Genomic DNA, 19,912 nt, shown 5'->3' on the forward strand with positions numbered 1-19,912 from the left:
TAGAAAAGAAGGAAAAGGACAGGCAAGTAGGGAATAGGATGAGTTATTCCACGCACCCTCAATCCGGTCATATTCCGATACATAACGTCTGATTTCAAATTTTTTTTGAAGAAATTCCGTCGGCTTCCTTCATATTTAACAGATTCGGAATTTTGACGGGGGAGCGCTTGAACTGGAAGCTTTTATCATGGAAACAGACTGAAAATTTACGCTATACTCATGAGGAAGACATGATGGAGTCAAGTGACCTTACTTTACGGCTCAATCTATTGTACGACTCTGTTCGAAGGAGGAATTTTCTTGTCGCTGTTACATTTAGCTATTTTGTTGCCGCTTCTTGCGGCACCATTCATCCCGCTTTTGTTCCGGGGGATGAAACAAATTCATACAGGCTGGTTCGTCTTGATCGTTCCGGTCGTGCTCGTCACCTACTTCGCCGGATTCATTCCGATCACGAGTGCAGGGGACGTCGTGACAGAGACGATTGCTTGGATGCCGTCCCTCGGGATTAACTTCACGGCATACGTTGATGGACTCAGTCTCTTGTTCGCCCTTCTTATCACGGGAATCGGCGCACTGGTCGTTCTTTATTCGATTTACTATTTGAATAAGGACAAAGAGTCGCTCGGGCATTTTTACGTGTATCTCTTGATGTTCATGAGTGCGATGCTCGGGGTCGTTCTCTCGGATAACATGATTGTCATGTATATGTTCTGGGAGCTCACATCGATTTCATCATTCCTGTTGATTGGATATTGGTATGAGAAAGAACGTTCCCGCTATGGAGCGCAGAAGTCGATGCTTCTCACCGTGTTCGGCGGATTGTCGATGCTCGGGGGGATCGTCTTACTCGAATCGATGGTCGGCTCGTACAGCATTCGCGATATGGTCGCGAACTCGGGCGTCATCGCCGAGAGTCCATTCTTCCTCGTCGCGATGATTCTCATCTTGCTCGGGGCGTTCACGAAGTCAGCGCAGTTCCCGTTCCACATCTGGTTGCCTGACGCGATGGAAGCACCGACTCCGGTCAGTGCGTACCTCCACTCAGCAACGATGGTCAAGGCGGGTCTCTACCTTGTGGCCCGCATGAGCCCGGTGTTCCAAGAGTCATCCGTCTGGCTATGGACGATTGCCGGAGTCGGGATGTTCACGATGTTCTGGGGTTCATTCAATGCCGTGAAGCAGACCGACCTGAAGGGAATCTTAGCGTTCTCGACCGTCAGTCAGCTCGGGTTGATCATGTCACTCCTTGGTCTCGGAGCGGCGGCGCTCCACTATGACGGCATGGATGACAACATCTTTATGGTCGCGACGATTGCGGCGATCTTCCATTTGATCAACCACGCGACGTTCAAAGGCTCGCTCTTCATGATGGTCGGGATTGTCGACCACGAGACGGGCACACGTGACATTCGTAAGCTCGGTGGTCTGATGACCGTCATGCCGATTTCATTCACGGTCGCCGTCATCGGTTCGTTATCGATGGCTGGTCTTCCGCCATTTAACGGATTTTTGAGTAAAGAGATGTTCTTGAAGGCGACGACGAAAGTCTTCTCGGCCGACTTCTTTGCGCTCGATACGATTGGGATTCTACTCCCGGTCATCGCCTTCGTCGGAAGTGTGTTCACGTTCATCTACAGCATCATGCTGTTCACGCGGACGTTCATGGGCAAGGCGAAGTTCGATCAATTGCCGAAACAACCGCATGAGGCGCCGATCGGCATGTTGATTTCGCCGGTCATCCTCGCGATTCTCGTTGTCGGTCTCGGGTTCTTCCCGAACGTGTTGTCGAACTCGCTCATCAAGCCAGCCGTCGAGTCGATCTATCCGACACTCGTCGCGCAAGGGCAAGATGTTAAAGTAGATATTTACTTCTGGCACGGTTTGACGCCTGAACTATATATGACAATCGGGGTGATCCTTCTCGGTTCATTGCTGTTCTGGCAAATGGGTAAATGGATGGGCATCTACAACCGCATCCCGCATCGTTTGACGCTCAACGGGATGTACGACGGTACGCTCGTCTGGTCGAACAAGGCGGCATATCGCTTTAAAGACAACTACATGACTGGTTTCATCCGGTCGTACTTGATCTATATTTTCGTCTTCCTCTCAGGTATGATGCTCTTCAGCATCTTTTGGTTCGACATGTACCGCTTCTCGTTTGAGAACCTGGCTGAGATTGCACCTTATGAATATGTGCTCGGAGCCGTCGTCATGCTAGCGGCGCTCGCGATTCTCTTCATGAAGTCGCGTCTCCCGTCCATCATCCTACTTGGGGTCGTTGGATACGGCGTGGCACTGTTCTTCGTCTTCTTCGGTGCACCGGACTTGGCGCTCACGCAGCTCGTCATCGAGACGGTCTCGGTCGCATTGTTCTTGCTCGTCTTCTATCACATGCCGGACATCAGCAAGAAGGAAGTACGGATGCGTTTCAAAGTCGGGAATGCCATCGTGGCTGTTCTCGTCGGGACGACCGTGACGCTTCTCAGCTTCATGGCGCTCACAAACAAATCGCTCACTTCGATCTCAGAGTATTACAAAGAGAACGTGTATGAGCTTGCAGCAGGTAAAAACATGGTTAACGTCGTTCTCGTCGACTTCCGTGGATTTGATACCTTGTTTGAAATCGTGGTTCTCGGGATTGCGGCTTTCGGGATCTACACGATGATTAAATTTAGAACAACACGACGTACGAAAGGAGAAGGTGAACATGAAGCAAAACAGCAGACGCGTCAATGACGTCATTTTGCAGACGGCCGCGATTATCATTTTCTTCATCATTGTCATCTTCTCCATCGACTTGTTCTTTGCCGGTCACTATTCACCAGGTGGAGGATTCATCGGTGGATTGATGACATCCGCGGCACTCGTCTTACTGTTGCTCGCATTTGATTCGAAAACGCTCGCGAACGTGCTCCCGATTGACTACCGTCTCATGACGGCGACCGGATTACTGATTGCCCTTGCGACAGGTCTTCACTCGGTTTTCTTGGGTCGTCCGTTCTTGACGCACGCATACGGGAAGTTTGACTTACCACTTCTCGGTGAACAGACCCTTCACACGGCGATTGCGTTCGACTTAGGGGTTTACCTTGTAGTCATCGGAATCACGTTGACGATTATACAAACGATTGGAGAGAGTGAATAATGGAAATCTTCGTTAGCATCATCATCGGTGTCCTGACGATGTGTGCCGTCTATCTTGTTCTCTCAAGAAGTTTGTTACGCATCATCATCGGCACTGCCTTGTTCAGTCACGCGGCACACCTTCTCGTCTTGACGACGGCAGGTTTGAAGACAGGGGCTGCCCCTGTTCTCGTCGACGGTGTGACGGAATTCACAGACCCGTTACCGCAAGCGCTCGTCTTGACGGCAATCGTCATCAGTTTCGGGGTGACGGCGTTCTTCCTCGTACTTGCCTACCGCACGTATCAGGAGCTCAGCACGGACAATATGGAAGAAATGAAAGGAACAGAATCGTATGATTAACTTACCGGTCTTTCCAATCGTCATTCCTGCGCTTGCGGCCATCCTTATGATGTTTATGCCAAAACGGGTCCAGCTGCAGCGCGCAATGGCTCTTGGAGCTTTAGTTATTACGGCGATCGTGTCACTCTTTCTCGTGCATACGGTCTCCACGGAGGGAATTCAAACCCTCAACCTCGGGAATTGGCAAGCACCATTCGGCATCACGCTCGTATCGGATATGTTGTCAGCCCTACTCGTGACGACGTCGACTCTCCTCACGCTCTTCATCGTGTGGTTCGCCGTCCATTATTTCTCTGACTCATATGAAGGAAACTACTTGTACATCTCGATGCTCTTCTTGCTCGTCGGGGTGAACGGTGCCTTCACGACAGGCGATATTTTCAACTTGTTCGTCTTCTTTGAGGTCTTCTTGATGTCCTCATACGTATTGATTGTACTCGGTGGACGTGGCGTCCAGTTACGTGAGTCAATCAAATACTTGCTCGTGAACATCATCGCTTCGGCGCTCTTCGTCATGTCAGTCGCCTTGCTTTACGGTGTCACAGGCACGCTCAACATAGCGGACTTGGCGATGAAGATCCCGCTTGTCGATAACCCGGACGTCATCACCGTCATCGGTGTGCTATTCGTCATCGTCTTCGGGATGAAAGGGGCACTCGTCCCACTTCACTACTGGCTCCCTGGAGCGTACGTGGTCGCACCGACCCCTATTCTCGCCATGTTCGGGGCTCTCTTGACGAAAGTCGGGGTGTACTCGATCTTGCGGACGTACACGCTACTCTTTGATGGGAACGGTGAGTTTTTACAGACGTTCCTCATGGTGCTCGCTGTCCTCACCATCTTCATCGGGATGACAGGGGCCATCGCCTATAACGACGTGAAGTTGATCATCATCTACAACATCATGATCGCAGTCGGGGTCATCTTATACGGAATTTCGGTCAACACGCAGACGTCCCTTGAAGGGTCGCTCTACTACTTGATTCACGACATGATCATCAAGGCCGTTCTCTTCATGCTCGTCGGGATGATGATCGGGATCACCAAATCCGGTCAACTCCGTGATATGGGTGGACTCATCACTCGCTTCCCGTTGTTCGGATGGACGTTCTTCGTCGCAGCGCTCTCGCTCGCAGGGATTCCACCACTCAGTGGATTCTTCGGGAAATTGTTGATCGTCTCAGGTGGGATGGACGAAGGCGAGCTGTTCGGACCACTTCTCGTCCTCTTATCGAGTCTCTTCGTCCTCTATTCGGTCATGAAGATTTTCTTGAACGGGTTCTGGGGCGAGGCGAAGCGCGAGTATGATGGCCCGCTCGTACCGTATACGAAGCGTTTGATTTTACCGGTCTTCTTGTTGCTCATCATTGCGGTCGCATACGGATTTGGGGCAGAAGCCATCCATCCGTATATCACGCAAGCGATTGAGCCGCTCGTCAATCCAGAAATCTATATCGATGCCGTGATAAAGGAGTGAATGACAGATGGCTTATCAACTATTGATTAACTTTTTCCTGGCGTTCATCTGGATGTTCCTCACGGGGTCGTTCACATCGAGCGGATTCTTCATCGGGTATCTACTCGGCTTACTCATCTTGTTCATGATGCGCCGATTCTTTAAATCTAGTGGGGGCGGTTTTTACTTCACACGCGTCTGGCGTCTGTTTAAACTGCTTCTCATCTTCATCCGTGAATTGTTCCTCGCGAACTTTGAGGTACTGCGCCTCGTCCTTAGTCCGAAGTTGAAGATTCAACCAGGGATTTTCCGCTATGAAACGTCGCTCGACAAAGGATGGAAAGTCAGCTTGCTTTCGATGCTGATCACGCTCACACCAGGGACGCTCGTCGTTCAGGTGTCAAAAGACAATTCCGTGCTCTATATCCACGCACTCAACATGCCGGATAAAGAAGCGCTACAAAAAGACATTTATGATAACTTTGAATCAAGCATTAAGGAGGCGACAGAGTGATGGATTTACTAGACATTCTCATCTACATCTCGCTCGCCATTCTCTTGCTTGCGATGTTGATGATGTTGTATCGTGTCGTGAAAGGACCGACGACGGCAGACCGGGTCATCGCACTCGACTCAATCGGGATCGCGCTCATCTCGGTCGTCGCGTTATTGTCGATTCTGCTCGATACGACCTTATATTTTGAAGTCATCTTACTACTCAGTATTTTGGCCTTCATCGGAACGGTGGCGTTCTCGAAATTCTTAGAGAGGGGAGAGATAATCCAACATGACCGCGACAATGATCTTTGATCTCATTACCGGCATCTTCACGATCATCGGCGTCTTCTTCACGGTCGTCGCCGCGATCGGTCTCATCCGTCTCCCTGATATTTATTCGAGAACACACGCTGCCTCGAAGAGCGCGACACTCGGTGTCATGTTCGTCCTCTTTGCGGCCGTCCTTCATGTATATGTCGATGAACGGGTGTTTGATGCAAGACTTTTGCTCGGTCTCTTCTTCGTCCTCTTGACGGCTCCTGTTGGGGGGCACCTTATCTCGCGTGCGGCGCACGCGAAAGGGGTCCCGCTCTGGGAGAAGTCGTTACAAGACGCACTGAAAGAAGACAAGGACAAAGGAATCGAATAAGAAAAAGACGGGATTTGCCAAGAGGCAAGTCCCGTCTTTTGTTTAGATGAGATAGGTCAGGTCGGAGGCGGCGGTCGGATAGGCGACTTCTAAGTGCTTCACATGTTGATGCGACAGTTTGTTCTGTATAATGAAAGAGAACAGGTTGATGAGTTCAGGGGCGTGGTGACCAATCAAATGAGCCCCGATGACGTGCCCTTCTGCACTCAGTAACACTTTTGAATAGGCGGTTGCGTCGTTGATTCGTGAATAGGTGAGGAAGTGCGACATGTCCGTTTCTTTCACGTCGAAGTCAATGCCCTCAGCTTCCGCTTCCTCGACCGTAAGACCGACTTTGGCAATCGGTGGCGTCGCATAGACGATGGTCGGGGCCGGACGCTCAGGGAGTGCCCGTGTATTCCCGTGAAGCATATTGAGTGCGGCGAGGCGCCCTTCCTGACCGGCGAATGGAGTGAGCGCAGGATTGGGACTTTTGGCGACGTCGCCTGCGGCGTATATATTTGGGTTACTTGTTTGCAGATGCTCGTTCACGTGTACACCGTGATGATCCGCTGTGACACCTGCCGCTTCAAGCCGAAGTCGCTCGATGCTTGGAATTCGTCCTGTAGCGTTAAGGACAACTCCTTCTAGGGTAGAGTCATCTGATAACGTTAAGACGTTGCCATCGATTCGTATTGGCTCGACGTCATGTCGGACGGTGATGCCGATTCGCTTCGATTCCTCAATGAGCCGATGGACGACGTTCGGGTCGAATGCTTTCAACGCACGTGAACGGATGAGGAGTGTCACGTCGCTTCCGAATCGTCGGAAGATATGGGCAAACTCAAATGCGATATACCCGGCGCCTACGATGTGAATCGAATGGGGAACCGTGTCAAGGTCGAACACATCATCGCTCGTGATTGCCAGTTCGCCACCTGGGATGTCAAGAGGGCGGGGTGTTTGACCTGTGGCGATTAAAAATTGAGTGGCAGAGAGCTCGTGACCATCGATGACGATGGAATCCTCGTCGACAAAGTGGGGCTCTCCCTGATATAAATCAACGTTCATCTCATCCCAATGCTGTTTTTTGGATGTTGGGATAGAGAGGCGGTACTCATCAATCCGCTTTTTAAAGGACGACCAATCCAGTGACAGGCTTCCTTCGACGCCAAGCTCACGCATACGTTCCGCTCGGGCGAGGAGTTCGGCTCCTTCAGCAAGCATTTTCTTCGGGTCACATCCGCGTTGAGGACATGTTCCTCCGAACGTCCAATTCTCAATGATGGCAATCTCTTTACCGGCTTCTCGTAAAATGGAAGCGGCTTGGCTCGCGGCGGAGCCGCTACCGATAATGATGACATCGTATCGTTTCATAATATAAAATCCTCCTCTGACGAGATATCACACTCTTTTTCCCGTCCAGGAGGAAGCTAAACTGAGGTGAATGGAATTGAGTCATAGCGACCACATTAAGCATAAATTAGCACTGCTCCCGGATGAGCCGGGTTGTTATCTGCATAAAAACGAATATGGCGAAGTCATCTATGTAGGGAAGGCGAAAAACTTGAAGAATCGTGTGCGTTCCTATTTCACAGGCGCCCACGACATCAAGACGATGCGCCTCGTCGCAGAGATCCGTGACTTCGAGTACATTGTGACGGCGAGCGAACTTGAGGCGTTATTACTTGAAATGACACTCATCAAAAAGCACGATCCGAAGTACAACATTCGCCTAAAGGACGACAAAACGTACCCATATATCAAGATTACGAACGAACCGTATCCACGTCTGTTGACGACACGTAAGTTAAAGAAAGATGGTGGACATTACTTCGGACCATATCCGAACGCCTATGCGGCGAACGAGACGAAACGTCTTCTCGATAAACTCTATCCGCTGCGGAAATGTCAGCCGATGCCGAAGAAACTCTGTCTGTATTATCACATCGGGCAATGTTTAGGTCCTTGCGAGCTGGCGGTCGATACGGATTCGCAAAAAGAGATCGTGAATGAGATCCGGCGCTTTTTGAACGGCGAGACGAGTGAGACGCTCACGAAGCTGAACGTTGAGATGGGACGTGCCTCTGAGGACATGCAATTTGAACGGGCGGCTGAATTGCGCGACCAAATTCGAGCAGTCGAATCGATCATGAATAAACAGAACATGATCACGGCCGACCCGACAGCGCGTGACGTCTTCGGCTATACTCTCGACCGAGGCTGGATGTGCGTTCAAGTATTCTATATGCGTGGCGGCAAGATGATTGAGCGCGATGTCTCACTCTTCCCGATGCATGGAGAGCCTTCGGAAGAACTCGAAAGTTTCATCGTTCAGTTCTATGAACAAAACGTCGTGCCGAAAGAGATTCTTGTACCAGAGACGGTCCGGCTTGATTTACTGAATGACGCCATCGGAACGAAAGTGATGCAGCCGAAACGAGGGGCGAAGAAACAGCTGCTTGATTTGGCGACGAAGAATGCGACAATCGCCTTGAACGAGAAGTTCGAGTTGCTCGCCCGAGATGAAGAACGGACATTGCTTGCGATGCGTGAACTCGGTGAAGCGATCGGGATTCCCAACTTGTCACGTGTCGACATCATCGACAACGCCAACATTCAGGGCGCGGACGCCGTGTCGGCACTCGTCGTCTTTGAAGACGGGAAGCCGCTCAAGAAAGAATATCGGAAGTATAAAATTCGGACGGTCCAAGGACCGGACGATTACGAGACGATGCGTGAAGTCGTCCGTCGACGATTCCGCCGTCTCTTGACGGAAGACAAACGATTACCCGATCTCCTACTGATTGATGGGGGGATCGGGCAATTGAATGCGGCGCTCGACGTCATTCAAAATGAGTTCGGGCTCGACTTGCCGGTCGGCTCGCTCAAAAAAGATGACCGACATCGGACGAGCCAACTGTTGTTCGGAGAAGGTGGGGGCGTTGTCGAGCTCCATCCACGATCGAGCGCCTTTTATCTGTTGCAGCGGATGCAAGATGAGGTCCACCGTTTCGCCATCACGTTCCACCGCAGCCTACGGACGAAGAAGATGACGAAGTCGATACTCGATGAGATTCCGGGTGTCGGTCCGAAGCGTCGTCAACAGCTCATCCGCCATTTCGGGTCGATGAAACAGATTCGTCTGGCATCACTCGAACAATTGAAGGAAGCGGGGTTGCCAGAAAAATTAGCGGAGACCGTACTTCAATACGTGCACGAGGAGACGGATGAATGAGAAATTCCAACATAGGGAGTACTTGGTTGGCTGTTGGAGTAAGGACATTTTCCAGGAAATATTATCGAAGTTGCTCGCAAGGCGACTCAGAGATATGGAAGGGGAACTGTGAGGTTTGATCGGCACGAACTCGATGGTTTTCGTCGATACATGCGTCAACAACTTCAGCGGAAACAAAAATAAGAGTCGATGCGTTGGCATCGACTCTTATTTGTAGTCGTCTTTTCGGTCTAGTTGGACGGTGATTTGGACAGCTTTTCGGGTTGGATCGGCGTAACCTTCTGCGACGCATTGGAAACGACCTGAAATCTGTTCGGCTAAAAATCCAGCTTCAAGCTGATAGTATCCTGTCGCTTTGGTCTGAGTCGCAGGTGGTGGGATCAATTCATAAGTAAACTTGCTCCCACGTTCCTTCTTGATTGTCAACTCTCCCCAACCTGCCTCTGCGAAGAAAGCAGTCAGTTCATCGTCGGACATCGTCGGGAACTTACGGGCGACCCGTTTTCCTGACCAATAGATGACTTGGGCGTAATCTTCGCCAAGCAAATCCGTCAACACATAGTCGCGAAGCAGTTCAATCGCGAAAGTTGGTTGGCTCATCGTTTCCATTCTATCCCATCACTCCAATCTCTCTATATCATTATAACGACCAATTGGAATTTGGTCATCCTGTAATTTTGAAAAGAATGTGGAACAAATCGGCTAGGTTGTCTTGTCATACAATTTTCACAAGAGTAGAATAGGAGACAGAAAGCTATATCTGCATTTGAAAACGCTTTTATTGACAATACGAGCCAATGCTCGTGAAAAGGGGGAACTAGAATGGCAGCGCATCGTGACTACTTCAGTCGTAAAGTCCATTCGCTACTTGGGGTCATTCCAATCGGTTTGTTTTTGATCGTCCATTTATCGGTCAACTACTACATCGTCGATGGGGTGGAGTCATTCAACAAAGCAGCAAAATTCATGGAGAACTTACCGTATTTGTACTTCCTTGAAGTGACAATTATCGCATTGCCGATGATTTTCCACGGGGTGTACGGCGTGTACTACGCGTTTCTCGGGTCAATCAACTCGAATCGCTATTCATACGCGCGCAACTGGTTGTATCTCTTCCAACGCTTCACAGGAGTTTTCCTCGTGATCTTCATCGCTTGGCACGTTTGGGAAACGCGTCTTGCGAAATTGCGCGGGGTAGAAGTCAATGCGGAGATGATGCAAAACATCGTCGACAACCCGCTCATGTTGATCTTCTACATAGTCGGAATCCTTTCGGCTACGTTCCACTTCGCGAACGGTCTTTGGTCGTTCTCGATCACGTGGGGTATCACACAGTCACCTCGTTCGCAACGTCTCATGAGCTACGTATCAGGTGTCGTGTTCTTGGCACTATCTTTTGTCGGCATCCGTTCGATTTTGACGTTTGCAGGCATCTTGTAATTAGGGGGAATTTTACATGGCAAATCAAAGTTTGATCGTCATCGGTGGCGGTCTAGCTGGACTCATGGCGACAATCAAGTCGGCAGAGATGGGTGTTCCGGTAAAACTATTCTCGCTTGTACCGGTCAAGCGTTCACATTCAGTTTGTGCCCAAGGTGGGATTAACGGGGCCGTCAACACGAAAGGGGAAGGTGACTCTCCTTGGCAACACTTTGACGACACGGTCTACGGAGGCGACTTCCTCGCCAACCAACCGCCTGTCCAAAAGATGGCGGAGAATGCTCCGAAAATCATTCACATGTTCGACCGGATGGGCGTTATGTTCAACCGTACGCCAGAAGGTCTCTTAGACTTCCGTCGTTTCGGTGGAACGCTTCACCACCGTACGGCATACGCCGGAGCGACGACAGGACAGCAACTTCTCTATGCACTCGATGAGCAGGTTCGTCGTTACGAAGCGCAAGGTCTCGTCGAGAAGTATGAGGGCTGGGAGTTCCTTCGTGCCGTCATCGACGAAGAAGGCATCTGCCGCGGTGCGGTCTGTCAGGATTTGCGCTCGATGGAAATTAAAGCGTTCCCATCGGATGCGGTCATCTTGGCGACAGGTGGCCCAGGGGTCATCTTCGGTAAGTCGACTAACTCGGTCATCAACACAGGACAGGCAGCGGCAGCAGTTTACCGCCAAGGCGCGGTCTACGCGAACGGGGAGTTCATCCAGATTCACCCGACGGCGATTCCAGGGGACGACAAACTTCGTCTCATGAGTGAGTCGGCTCGTGGGGAAGGTGGACGTGTCTGGACATATAAAGACGGGAAGCCATGGTACTTCCTCGAAGAAAAATATCCAGCTTACGGAAACCTCGTACCGCGTGACATCGCGACACGTGAGATCTTCGACGTATGTGTCAACCAAAAACTCGGCGTCAACGGCGAGAACATGGTTTACCTCGACTTGTCCCATAAAGATTCGAAAGAACTCGACATCAAACTTGGTGGAATCCTTGAAATCTACGAGAAATTCGTAGGGGACGACCCGCGTAAAGTACCGATGAAAATCTTCCCGGCAGTCCACTATTCGATGGGCGGACTATGGGTCGACTACGATCAGATGACGAACATTCCGGGTCTCTTCGCAGCCGGTGAATGTGACTACTCGATGCACGGCGCAAACCGTCTCGGTGCGAACTCGCTTCTTTCAGCCGTACATGGCGGAATGGAAGCAGGGCCTGCGGCAGTCAACTACATGCGTGGTCTCGATCAAGCGACAGAAAGCGTTTCAGAAGCGCTCTTCAACTTCAATGAACGTGAAGAAATCGAGCGATTCAACAACATCCTTGCGATGGATGGAACAGAGAATGCTTATCAAATCCACCGTGAACTCGGTGAACTCATGACGGACAACGTCACAGTTGTTCGCTACAATGACAAACTTGAAGCGACCGACAAGAAAATCCAAGAATTGCGTGAACGTTTCCATAAGATTTCAGCTACGGATACGGCACGTTGGAGCAACCAAGGGGCATCGTTCATTCGACAACTCGACCACATGCTCGACCTCGCACGCGTCATCACACTTGGCGCACTCAAGCGAGACGAGAGCCGTGGTGCCCATTACAAACCGGAGTTCCCGGAACGTAATGATGAGCAGTTCATGAAGACGACGATGGCACGTTACAAAGATGGGGAAGTCGATATCTCGTATGAAGACATCGATGTTTCGTTAATCCCGCCACGTAAACGGGATTACTCGAAGAAAGGGGCGAAGACGAAATGACGACGCCAATGCAATCTGAACAAAAAGACATCCGCTTCATCATTGAACGCCAAGATGGACCGGATCAAGCGACGTATACGGAAGAATTCACGGTACCATACCGTCCAAACATGAACGTCATCTCGGCATTGATGGAAATCCGCCGTAACCCGGTCAACGCGAACGGGGACAAGACGACACCGATCAACTGGGACATGAACTGTCTTGAAGAAGTATGTGGTGCCTGTTCGATGATCATCAACGGGAAGCCGCGCCAATCGTGTACGGCACTCGTCGATAAACTCGAGCAACCGATTCGTCTTGCACCGATGAAGACGTTCCCGGTCATCCGTGACCTTCAAGTAGACCGTCAACGCATGTTCGACGCGTTGAAAAAAGTGAAGGCATGGGTACCAATCGATGGCACATACGACCTCGGTCCAGGACCGCGTATGCCGGAGAACAAACGTCAATGGGCGTACGAATTATCGAAATGTATGACGTGTGGCGTTTGTCTTGAAGCGTGTCCGAACGTGAACGACAAATCGGACTTCATCGGTCCAGCAGCGATTTCGCAAGTCCGACTCTTCAACTCACACCCAACAGGTGCCTTCCACGCGGAAGACCGCCTCGAGGCACTCATGGAAGACGGTGGCATCATGCAGTGCGGAAACGCACAAAACTGTGTCGAGGTTTGTCCGAAGGGCATCCCGCTCACGACGTCGATCGCTTCGATGAACCGTCAAACGACGCTTCACTCGTTCAAACAGTTCTTCGGTAGTGACAAAGGTCGCACCGGTTCTGCGGTCGAGGCGTAAGCGAGCCGATGACCAAGTACTTTCGAGAGCCAGGTTGGGAAACACGTGTCAAAGCAGGGGTCGCGCTCGATGTGAAAGTCCGCTTTTCGGAGTGCGACCCGTATGGTCACATGAACAATACAATTCCGTTCATCTATTTCGAAGATGCCCGGATCGAGTTGTTAGAGGCGACAGGATTCTCTTTAAAGGACGGATTCGTCGTTGTCGCCGATGCGCAATGTGACTATGTTCGACAAGTCATGCCACGTCAACAGCTGACTGTGCATGCCAATATCTTGACGGTCGGAAACACTTCATGTGATATTCATTACGGGGCATATGACGGAGAGCAACTCCTTTTCGCCGGACGGACAAGCCTCGTTCATTTAACGAAGGAAGGTCGTCCTACGGAATGGACTCCGGAATATAAAAACCGCTTGCAGAATTTTTGCGAATCCGCTATCATTTGATAATGAGTTCACAAACAAAAAATATTCTGCTGGTTCGCCTGTAGAATTGAATTTTGAAGGGAGACCATCATCTCATGGAAAAAACGTTCACAGTCGTTGCTGATTCAGGAATTCACGCTCGTCCAGCTACTCAGTTAGTTAACACAGCTTCTAAGTTCCAATCAGACATCAACCTCGAGTACAATGGTAAAACAGTTAACTTGAAGTCGATCATGGGTGTACTTTCACTCGGTATCGCAAAAGATTCTACAATCAAGATCACTGCTGAAGGTGAAGATGCAGAAGAAGCGATCAACACGCTTTCTGACATGCTCACTAGCGAAGGTCTTGCTCAGTAATTCGGGTAAGGGACGAGGCGCCACTGGCGACCTCGTCTTTTTTTGTCATGGGAACGTTTCTTTTTCCGTCCGAGGTTTTTTGGTAAGATAGGTGAGAATGGAAGTGATGAAAATGAAACGAGCGATTGGAGTCCTCGATTCAGGAGTCGGCGGGTTGACGGTAGTCAAAGAATTGATGCGCCAACTCCCTAAAGAAGAAATCGTCTATATCGGAGATACAGAACGCTGTCCGTACGGGCCGCGTCCGCACGATGAGATTGAAGCATATACATGGGAATTGATTGAATTTTTATTGAAGAAAGACGTTAAAATGATTGTCATCGCCTGTAATACGGCGACAGCGGTCGTATTGAAGGAGGCGCGCAAACGTCTCGACATCCCGGTCATCGGTGTCATCGACCCGGGTGCCCGCGCGGCTGTCAAAGGAACGCGCAACAAGCATATCGGTGTCATTGGTACGAAGATGACGATTGAAAGCGGTTCATATGAGAAGGCGTTACGTCACGTGGCAGGTGAGGTCGATGTGTATTCACTCGCGTGCCCACCGTTCGTCCCGCTCGTAGAGGCTGGAGAAGTGTCTGGAGAGCGCGTGCGACAAGTGGTGGAGGAGACGCTTCGTCCACTTCAACCATCCGAGATGGATACGTTGATTCTCGGTTGTACGCATTACCCACTACTTGCTCCGGTCATTCAAGATGTGGTCGGACCGGACGTCCACCTCATCTCATCAGGTGACGAGACTGCACTTGAAGTGGCTGCGATGCTCGATTATCAGGAACTTGAAAACGGGTTGGATGCAGTCCCGGCACATGCCTTCTATGCGACGGGTGACATCGAGCTATTTGACCGACTCGCGAGTGAATGGCTCGGACGTCCGGTTCATGCGGAGAAAGTCGAGGTGACCGGCATTGCGTGATACGAGACGATTTGATGAACTGCGCGCAGTCGAGATTGTGCCGCACGTGAACAAACATGCGGAAGGGTCCGTTTTAATTTCAATCGGCGATACGAAAGTCATCTGTACCGCAACTGTGGAAGAGCGCGTACCGAATTTCCTTCGTGGAAAGAAACAAGGTTGGATCAATGCAGAATATGCGATGCTACCACGGGCGACGGGAGACCGTACTGTCCGAGAAGCGGTACGCGGAAAACAGTCGGGACGAACGATGGAGATTCAGCGTCTGATTGGTCGGTCGCTCCGCTCGGTCGTGGACTTAGAACGTCTCGGCGAACGAACGATTTGGATCGACTGTGACGTCATTCAAGCGGATGGCGGGACTCGGACGGCTTCCATCACAGGTGGCTTTTGTGCGCTCGTGTTGGCCGTCGACCGCTTGATTCGCCAAGGGAAACTTGGCGACACACCCATTAAAGAAGGGGTGGCTGCGATTTCTGTCGGACGGACCGATGAGCTCGTCTTGGACTTGGATTACCTAGAAGACGCTGCGGCAGAGGTCGATATGAATGTCGTCATGACGGCAAGCGGACGATTCGTCGAAGTACAAGGTACAGGGGAAGAGGCGACGTTCACGCTACAAGAGATGAACGAGATGCTCGCGCTCGCGCAACACGGCATCGAATCATTATTCAAGACGGCGGAAGCGGCACTCGGTGCTTCTTGGTGGTACGTCGGAGAACGTTCGGAGGAGACATTATGAAGTTGATCATTGCGACACACAATCCTGGAAAAGTGAAAGAACTCGAAGGAATGCTGACGCCGCTCGGGTTCGAGGTCGAATCACTACTCGACTATCCGGATGCACCAGAGACGGAAGAGACCGGCACCACGTTTGAAGAGAACGCGGCGTTAAAAGCGACCGAGGCGGCAGCTTATTTTGGACATGCCGTTCTGGCGGACGACTCCGGTCTTGAAGTCGACGCACTTGACGGGGCACCGGGAGTATATTCAGCCCGCTTTGCAGGTCCAGAAAAGTCAGACGAGGCAAACAATGCGCTTCTTCTTGAAAAATTGAACGGAGAAACGAATCGTACGGCTCGTTTCGTCTGTGCGCTCTGTCTCGCAAAACCGAGCGGAGAGACGTTGACCGTTCGTGGAACGATCGAAGGGACAATCGGTTATTCCCCACAAGGCGAAAATGGCTTCGGATACGATCCACTCTTTATCGTCCCATCGCTTCATAAGACAGCGGCAGAGTTGGAGCGTGACGAGAAGGCGGTCGTCAGCCACCGTGGACAGGCACTACGAAAACTGGAGGCAGAAATCATACCATTCATGAAAGGATGAAGCTTATGCGTTTTCTAATAGTGAGTGATAGTCATGGTTTGACCGAAGAGTTGACGACGATTTTTGAAAGGCACGAGGCGGAAATTGATGACGCCTTCCATTGCGGGGATTCACAACTCGCCCTTGTCGATGAACATTTGTTACCTTATCGAACGGTTCGGGGGAATTGTGATTTCGGTGGAGATCTTCCCCTCGAACGCATCGAGACGACGGATGCCGGTACGATTTTAATCGTTCACGGGCACCATCATGACGTCAAATTCGATTTGAACCGTCTACGGTATCGAGCGGAAGAAGTGGGAGCGAATGTCGTCTTGTTCGGTCACTCGCATGTGGCGGGTGCGCTGATCGAGGACGGGGTTGTCTACATCAACCCAGGTTCGATTCGCATGCCGCGAGGACGAACGGACAAAACGTATGCGTTACTCGATCTCGAAGCGGGGGAAGCAACAGTGCGTTTCTATCGCTCAGAAGACGGTTCTCACGTCGAAGACTTGGACATCTCAGGAAAACTATGAGTTTCGAATGGGAAATCGATTGACAGGAAACCATTTTTCTATTATAGTTTTCATGTCAATGTCCCAATAGCTCAGCAGGATAGAGCAACGGCCTTCAAGACAAATAGGAGCCTTTATAGGGAAACAGAAACCTATAAAGTGGACGACACTATATCGGTGAAGCCTTAACAGATGATGCTGATGGTAATACCGAGGAAACTCATTCCCGATTGGGTCGAGTTGATTCGAATGTCTATGCATGTAGAGGTAGAATCAATGGAGGAGCATCATGCTCGTGAGGTTCCGTAGAGACTACACGTGTCGCACCTGAAACGGTGAAGATATAGTCCAGACTACAAACAACACGATGTTGGTGACGAAAGTCATGGTGGTAAGCTAAGCCGTCGGTCGGGGGTTCGAATCCCTCTTGGGACGCTTCCATTAAAATAGAGACGCTCTCTACGGAGAACGTCTCTTTTTTCATTTTCCGGGAAATCGATTGACAAGGAATCGCGTCCTAACGGAAGATGAAGGGGAATGGAAGAGAGGGTGAGGGAAGATGGAGAAGGAAAAGGATCAGGACTATCCGTTCCCTGGGAATTGGGCGCGTCTGCATAAGATGATTCAGGAGGCAGATGCTTCTGGGGAACGACAGCGGATCGAACCGATTTTATGGGATTGGTATCAGACGATTCCAGGTGACCCGTTTATTTTCATGGAAATCTTCCAATGTGCAATGGAACGGCCGGACGACCCAGAGACACTCGAGAAGCTGCAGGAACTCGTCAGCATCCATATGTCCGAGGCGGAAGAACCGGCCTCAGGAGGGTTGCAGATTGCGCAGTATTACATCATGCGTGACCAACCGTTTGAAGCGGCGCACTGGATCAACCAGTATCTCGAATGGCAGGACAAGAAGGATACGGTCAACACACAGGCACATCAGGTACTTCAAGTGTTGAAGATGACGGAGTTTCCGGCGGCAATTGCCAAGTTGAAACGAACGCTGACGCGAGGGAGTACGGGGGAACAGATTGAAGCATTACAACATGTTCACTTTCAAATCGACCCGGTGCTCGACAATGTGCTACATGAACTGCTCGTGTCGGAGCGTCCGAAGCTCGTCAAACTGATCGTGTTGGAAAAAGCGTTCGCCGAACTAGATGTCATCGAATGGACGGATGGGGACGTTTCGAACAAGATGACACGAACGGAAGCAAAAGCGCAGATTGAAACGTGGGAGAAGACCGTCTTTTCTCTTCAAAAATCAGTTGAAGGCGATGAGATCGGGACCCAGCTGTTGATGAATTACATGTATACGCATTATCCGTATGTGCCGGCCGAAAAAGCGGATGTGGAACAGGCGCTCGTACAGGCGAAACAAGCGATTTTACATGACGAACCGGTCGACGGTTTAGCCGCGGAGATTTTAGAGGCGGATCTTCGCTTTACACAGGCGTTATTAGACTAAATCCTTGTGTGCTTACCGAGGATTTATGCTATAATACGGATTGTTGTACATTTTTGTACGGTATAAACGAATTGTTGGAGGGACTTAGCATGACAGCAAAATGGGAAAAAACATCAGGTAGCCAAGGCGTACTCACGTACGAAGCTCCTGCAGAAGCTTTTGATAAAGCAGTTGACGCCGCATTTAAAACAGTCGTCAAAGACTTGAACGTGCCTGGCTTCCGTAAAGGTAAATTGCCACGCCCAATGTTCAACAAAATGTACGGAGAAGAAGCACTCTATCAAGATGCGCTCGACATTCTCTACCGCGACACAATCCAAGGTGCGGTTGAAGAAGCTGGTTTCGAACCAATCGCGCTCGAAAACATCGATGTAGACGGCACGCTCGAGAAAGGCAAACCAGTCGCTTTCAAAGTGACATTCGTGGTTGAGCCAGAAGCTGAGCTTGGCGAATACAAAGGCCTCGAGTACGAAGCTGTTTCAACTGAAGTAACAGAAGACGAAGTAACAGCAGAACTTGAAGCACTTCAACAGCAAGGCGCAGAACTAGCTGTTAAAGAAGGTGCAATCGAAAACGGCGATACAGCTGTATTTGATTTCGCAGGTTTCGCTGACGGTGAGCAGTTCGAAGGCGGCACAGCTGAGAACTACACACTCGAAATCGGTTCTGGTCAATTCATCCCAGGATTCGAAGAGCAAATGATCGGCATGACTGCTGGTGAAGAAAAAGACGTTGAAGTAACATTCCCTGAAGAGTACCACGCTGAAAACTTAGCGGGTAAACCAGCGACATTCAAAGTCAAACTTCACGAAGTCAAAACAAAACAAGTTCCTGAACTCGACGACGAGTTTGCAAAAGACATCGACGAGTCTGTTTCGACACTCGACGAGTTGAAAGCAAGCATCCGTGAGCGTTTAGAAGCTGGTAAGAAACAAGAAGCTGAAGGTACAATGCGCGACCAACTCGTAGAGCAGGCAACTGCTAACGCGACAATCGACGTACCGGAAGTTCTCGTTGAACAAGAAGTTGACCGCATGGTACAAGAGTTCGGTTCACGTGTATCTTCACAAGGAATCGACCTTAACATGTACTTCGAGCTCACTGGTACTTCTGAAGAAGCAATGCGCGAAGAGATGAAAGAGCAAGCTGAAGAGCGCGTAAAAGCTCGTCTCGTCTTGAAAGCAATCGCTGACAAAGAAGCAATCGAAGTATCTGACGAAGATGCTGAGAAAGAGCTTGAAGAAATGTCTAAACTTTACAACATCGCCCCGGACCAACTCCGTACGATGCTCGCTCCGCAAGGTGGACTTGAGACACTTAAAGGTGACCTCAAATTCCGTAAAGCGATCGACATCCTCGTTGAAAACGGTAAAGCGAAGTAAGCTGATATTCGAAAGGACGACTGCCTAGCGGTCGTCCTTTTTTCTGTCACAGCACATTGCATGTGTAATTCTTTGAAGTCGCAATATGTTCATGCTACAATTATTTCAACGCAGAGATGTAAAATGTCTTTTCGCGGTGCATCGCACCAGAAAATTCAAATCGCGATTTATCGCACTTACATCCATTTTCACCACAGAAGGGGTGTA

Annotated in this window: 21 protein-coding genes; 19 read left to right on the forward strand and 2 right to left on the reverse strand. The window is 50.3% G+C overall.

Going from position 1 to position 19,912, the window contains the following annotated elements:
- The first annotated feature begins 300 nt into the window (after positions 1-300).
- Genes GVY42_RS00130 through mnhG form a run of 7 tightly spaced genes read left to right on the forward strand, consistent with a single transcriptional unit; the run spans position 301 to position 6,095 of the window.
- On the forward strand, positions 301-2,742 hold the full coding sequence (locus tag GVY42_RS00130) for a Na+/H+ antiporter subunit A (protein ID WP_159561957.1): 2,442 nt from the start codon (positions 301-303) through the stop codon (positions 2,740-2,742).
- Positions 2,714-3,151, forward strand: a complete 438-nt coding sequence (locus GVY42_RS00135; protein ID WP_015881092.1) for a Na(+)/H(+) antiporter subunit B — start codon at positions 2,714-2,716, stop codon at positions 3,149-3,151. Before GVY42_RS00130 ends, GVY42_RS00135 begins: the two co-directional genes overlap by 29 nt.
- Positions 3,151-3,492, forward strand: a complete 342-nt coding sequence (locus tag GVY42_RS00140) for a Na(+)/H(+) antiporter subunit C (RefSeq protein WP_015881093.1) — start codon at positions 3,151-3,153, stop codon at positions 3,490-3,492. The genes GVY42_RS00135 and GVY42_RS00140 overlap by 1 nt, the downstream gene beginning before the upstream one ends.
- Positions 3,485-4,969, forward strand: coding sequence for a Na+/H+ antiporter subunit D (locus GVY42_RS00145; RefSeq protein ID WP_159561958.1), 1,485 nt, complete (start codon positions 3,485-3,487; stop codon positions 4,967-4,969). Before GVY42_RS00140 ends, GVY42_RS00145 begins: the two co-directional genes overlap by 8 nt.
- Before the next feature lie 7 nt (positions 4,970-4,976).
- The gene (locus GVY42_RS00150) at positions 4,977-5,462 is read left to right on the forward strand and encodes a Na+/H+ antiporter subunit E (RefSeq protein WP_074037546.1); all 486 of its coding nucleotides are present in this window, start codon (positions 4,977-4,979) and stop codon (positions 5,460-5,462) included.
- Positions 5,462-5,758 carry a Na(+)/H(+) antiporter subunit F1 gene (locus GVY42_RS00155; protein ID WP_026826530.1) on the forward strand — a complete coding sequence of 99 codons (297 nt, stop codon included), beginning with the start codon at positions 5,462-5,464 and terminating at the stop codon, positions 5,756-5,758. Before GVY42_RS00150 ends, GVY42_RS00155 begins: the two co-directional genes overlap by 1 nt.
- Positions 5,736-6,095, forward strand: a complete 360-nt coding sequence (gene mnhG, locus GVY42_RS00160) for a monovalent cation/H(+) antiporter subunit G (RefSeq protein ID WP_015881097.1) — start codon at positions 5,736-5,738, stop codon at positions 6,093-6,095. The genes GVY42_RS00155 and mnhG overlap by 23 nt, the downstream gene beginning before the upstream one ends.
- A 42-nt stretch (positions 6,096-6,137) precedes the next feature.
- Here the strand turns inward: mnhG and GVY42_RS00165 are convergent, their stop codons facing one another.
- The gene (locus tag GVY42_RS00165) at positions 6,138-7,451 is read right to left on the reverse strand and encodes an NAD(P)/FAD-dependent oxidoreductase (protein ID WP_159561959.1); all 1,314 of its coding nucleotides are present in this window, start codon (positions 7,449-7,451) and stop codon (positions 6,138-6,140) included.
- Positions 7,452-7,521: 70 nt separating this feature from the next.
- Between GVY42_RS00165 and uvrC the strand changes: the two genes are divergently transcribed.
- On the forward strand, positions 7,522-9,312 hold the full coding sequence (uvrC, locus tag GVY42_RS00170; RefSeq protein WP_201302232.1) for an excinuclease ABC subunit UvrC: 1,791 nt from the start codon (positions 7,522-7,524) through the stop codon (positions 9,310-9,312).
- 207 nt (positions 9,313-9,519) lie between these two features.
- Here uvrC and GVY42_RS00175 read toward each other — a convergent pair whose 3' ends face one another.
- Complete coding sequence (locus GVY42_RS00175) at positions 9,520-9,912, reverse strand: YslB family protein (RefSeq protein ID WP_236548905.1); 393 nt, start codon at positions 9,910-9,912, stop codon at positions 9,520-9,522.
- Positions 9,913-10,134: 222 nt separating this feature from the next.
- On the opposite strand from GVY42_RS00175, the gene GVY42_RS00180 reads away from it, so the two are divergent.
- From GVY42_RS00180 to tig, 11 genes are all read left to right on the forward strand, one after another.
- Entirely contained in the window at positions 10,135-10,752 is a 618-nt protein-coding gene (locus tag GVY42_RS00180) for a succinate dehydrogenase cytochrome b558 subunit (RefSeq protein WP_015881102.1), read from the forward strand.
- Between the two features lie 16 nt (positions 10,753-10,768).
- Positions 10,769-12,526, forward strand: a complete 1,758-nt coding sequence (gene sdhA / locus GVY42_RS00185) for a succinate dehydrogenase flavoprotein subunit (RefSeq protein WP_015881103.1) — start codon at positions 10,769-10,771, stop codon at positions 12,524-12,526.
- Between the two features lie 8 nt (positions 12,527-12,534).
- Complete coding sequence (gene sdhB / locus GVY42_RS00190) at positions 12,535-13,323, forward strand: succinate dehydrogenase iron-sulfur subunit (protein ID WP_193343274.1); 789 nt, start codon at positions 12,535-12,537, stop codon at positions 13,321-13,323.
- Positions 13,324-13,331: 8 nt separating this feature from the next.
- Positions 13,332-13,772 carry a thioesterase family protein gene (locus GVY42_RS00195; protein ID WP_074032771.1) on the forward strand — a complete coding sequence of 147 codons (441 nt, stop codon included), beginning with the start codon at positions 13,332-13,334 and terminating at the stop codon, positions 13,770-13,772.
- 74 nt (positions 13,773-13,846) lie between these two features.
- Positions 13,847-14,110, forward strand: a complete 264-nt coding sequence (locus GVY42_RS00200) for a phosphocarrier protein HPr (protein ID WP_015881106.1) — start codon at positions 13,847-13,849, stop codon at positions 14,108-14,110.
- Positions 14,111-14,222: 112 nt separating this feature from the next.
- Positions 14,223-15,026, forward strand: coding sequence for a glutamate racemase (gene racE / locus GVY42_RS00205; protein ID WP_078147903.1), 804 nt, complete (start codon positions 14,223-14,225; stop codon positions 15,024-15,026).
- Positions 15,019-15,768, forward strand: a complete 750-nt coding sequence (gene rph / locus GVY42_RS00210) for a ribonuclease PH (protein ID WP_159561961.1) — start codon at positions 15,019-15,021, stop codon at positions 15,766-15,768. The genes racE and rph overlap by 8 nt, the downstream gene beginning before the upstream one ends.
- Entirely contained in the window at positions 15,765-16,355 is a 591-nt protein-coding gene (locus tag GVY42_RS00215; protein ID WP_074037535.1) for an XTP/dITP diphosphatase, read from the forward strand. Before rph ends, GVY42_RS00215 begins: the two co-directional genes overlap by 4 nt.
- 5 nt (positions 16,356-16,360) lie before the next feature.
- A complete protein-coding gene (locus tag GVY42_RS00220) occupies positions 16,361-16,873 on the forward strand; it encodes a metallophosphoesterase family protein (protein ID WP_015881110.1) in 513 nt (170 codons plus the stop codon).
- Between the two features lie 538 nt (positions 16,874-17,411).
- The gene (locus GVY42_RS00225) at positions 17,412-18,323 is read left to right on the forward strand and encodes a hypothetical protein (RefSeq protein ID WP_159561962.1); all 912 of its coding nucleotides are present in this window, start codon (positions 17,412-17,414) and stop codon (positions 18,321-18,323) included.
- Between the two features lie 89 nt (positions 18,324-18,412).
- Entirely contained in the window at positions 18,413-19,705 is a 1,293-nt protein-coding gene (tig, locus tag GVY42_RS00230; protein WP_015881112.1) for a trigger factor, read from the forward strand.
- The last annotated feature ends 207 nt before the right edge of the window (positions 19,706-19,912 follow it).

This window comes from Exiguobacterium sp. 8A (genome assembly GCF_902506275.1).
Taxonomy (GTDB): Bacteria; Bacillota; Bacilli; order Exiguobacteriales; family Exiguobacteriaceae; genus Exiguobacterium; species Exiguobacterium profundum.

Bases quoted from the DNA above. Each gene is read 5' to 3' on its own strand.
- GVY42_RS00145 (WP_159561958.1), top strand. From the start codon at position 3,485: ATGATTAACTTACCGGTCTTTCCAATCGTCATTCCTGCGCTTGCGGCC.
- GVY42_RS00135 (WP_015881092.1), top strand. From the start codon at position 2,714: ATGAAGCAAAACAGCAGACGCGTCAATGACGTCATTTTGCAGACGGCC.
- GVY42_RS00225 (WP_159561962.1), top strand. From the start codon at position 17,412: ATGGAGAAGGAAAAGGATCAGGACTATCCGTTCCCTGGGAATTGGGCG.
- GVY42_RS00150 (WP_074037546.1), top strand. From the start codon at position 4,977: ATGGCTTATCAACTATTGATTAACTTTTTCCTGGCGTTCATCTGGATG.
- sdhA (WP_015881103.1), top strand. From the start codon at position 10,769: ATGGCAAATCAAAGTTTGATCGTCATCGGTGGCGGTCTAGCTGGACTC.
- tig (WP_015881112.1), top strand. From the start codon at position 18,413: ATGACAGCAAAATGGGAAAAAACATCAGGTAGCCAAGGCGTACTCACG.
- sdhB (WP_193343274.1), top strand. From the start codon at position 12,535: ATGCAATCTGAACAAAAAGACATCCGCTTCATCATTGAACGCCAAGAT.
- GVY42_RS00140 (WP_015881093.1), top strand. From the start codon at position 3,151: ATGGAAATCTTCGTTAGCATCATCATCGGTGTCCTGACGATGTGTGCC.
- GVY42_RS00215 (WP_074037535.1), top strand. From the start codon at position 15,765: ATGAAGTTGATCATTGCGACACACAATCCTGGAAAAGTGAAAGAACTC.
- GVY42_RS00195 (WP_074032771.1), top strand. From the start codon at position 13,332: ATGACCAAGTACTTTCGAGAGCCAGGTTGGGAAACACGTGTCAAAGCA.
- GVY42_RS00200 (WP_015881106.1), top strand. From the start codon at position 13,847: ATGGAAAAAACGTTCACAGTCGTTGCTGATTCAGGAATTCACGCTCGT.
- GVY42_RS00180 (WP_015881102.1), top strand. From the start codon at position 10,135: ATGGCAGCGCATCGTGACTACTTCAGTCGTAAAGTCCATTCGCTACTT.
- GVY42_RS00175 (WP_236548905.1), bottom strand. From the start codon at position 9,912: ATGAGCCAACCAACTTTCGCGATTGAACTGCTTCGCGACTATGTGTTG.
- mnhG (WP_015881097.1), top strand. From the start codon at position 5,736: ATGACCGCGACAATGATCTTTGATCTCATTACCGGCATCTTCACGATC.
- uvrC (WP_201302232.1), top strand. From the start codon at position 7,522: ATGGAATTGAGTCATAGCGACCACATTAAGCATAAATTAGCACTGCTC.
- GVY42_RS00155 (WP_026826530.1), top strand. From the start codon at position 5,462: ATGGATTTACTAGACATTCTCATCTACATCTCGCTCGCCATTCTCTTG.
- GVY42_RS00220 (WP_015881110.1), top strand. From the start codon at position 16,361: ATGCGTTTTCTAATAGTGAGTGATAGTCATGGTTTGACCGAAGAGTTG.
- racE (WP_078147903.1), top strand. From the start codon at position 14,223: ATGAAACGAGCGATTGGAGTCCTCGATTCAGGAGTCGGCGGGTTGACG.
- GVY42_RS00165 (WP_159561959.1), bottom strand. From the start codon at position 7,451: ATGAAACGATACGATGTCATCATTATCGGTAGCGGCTCCGCCGCGAGC.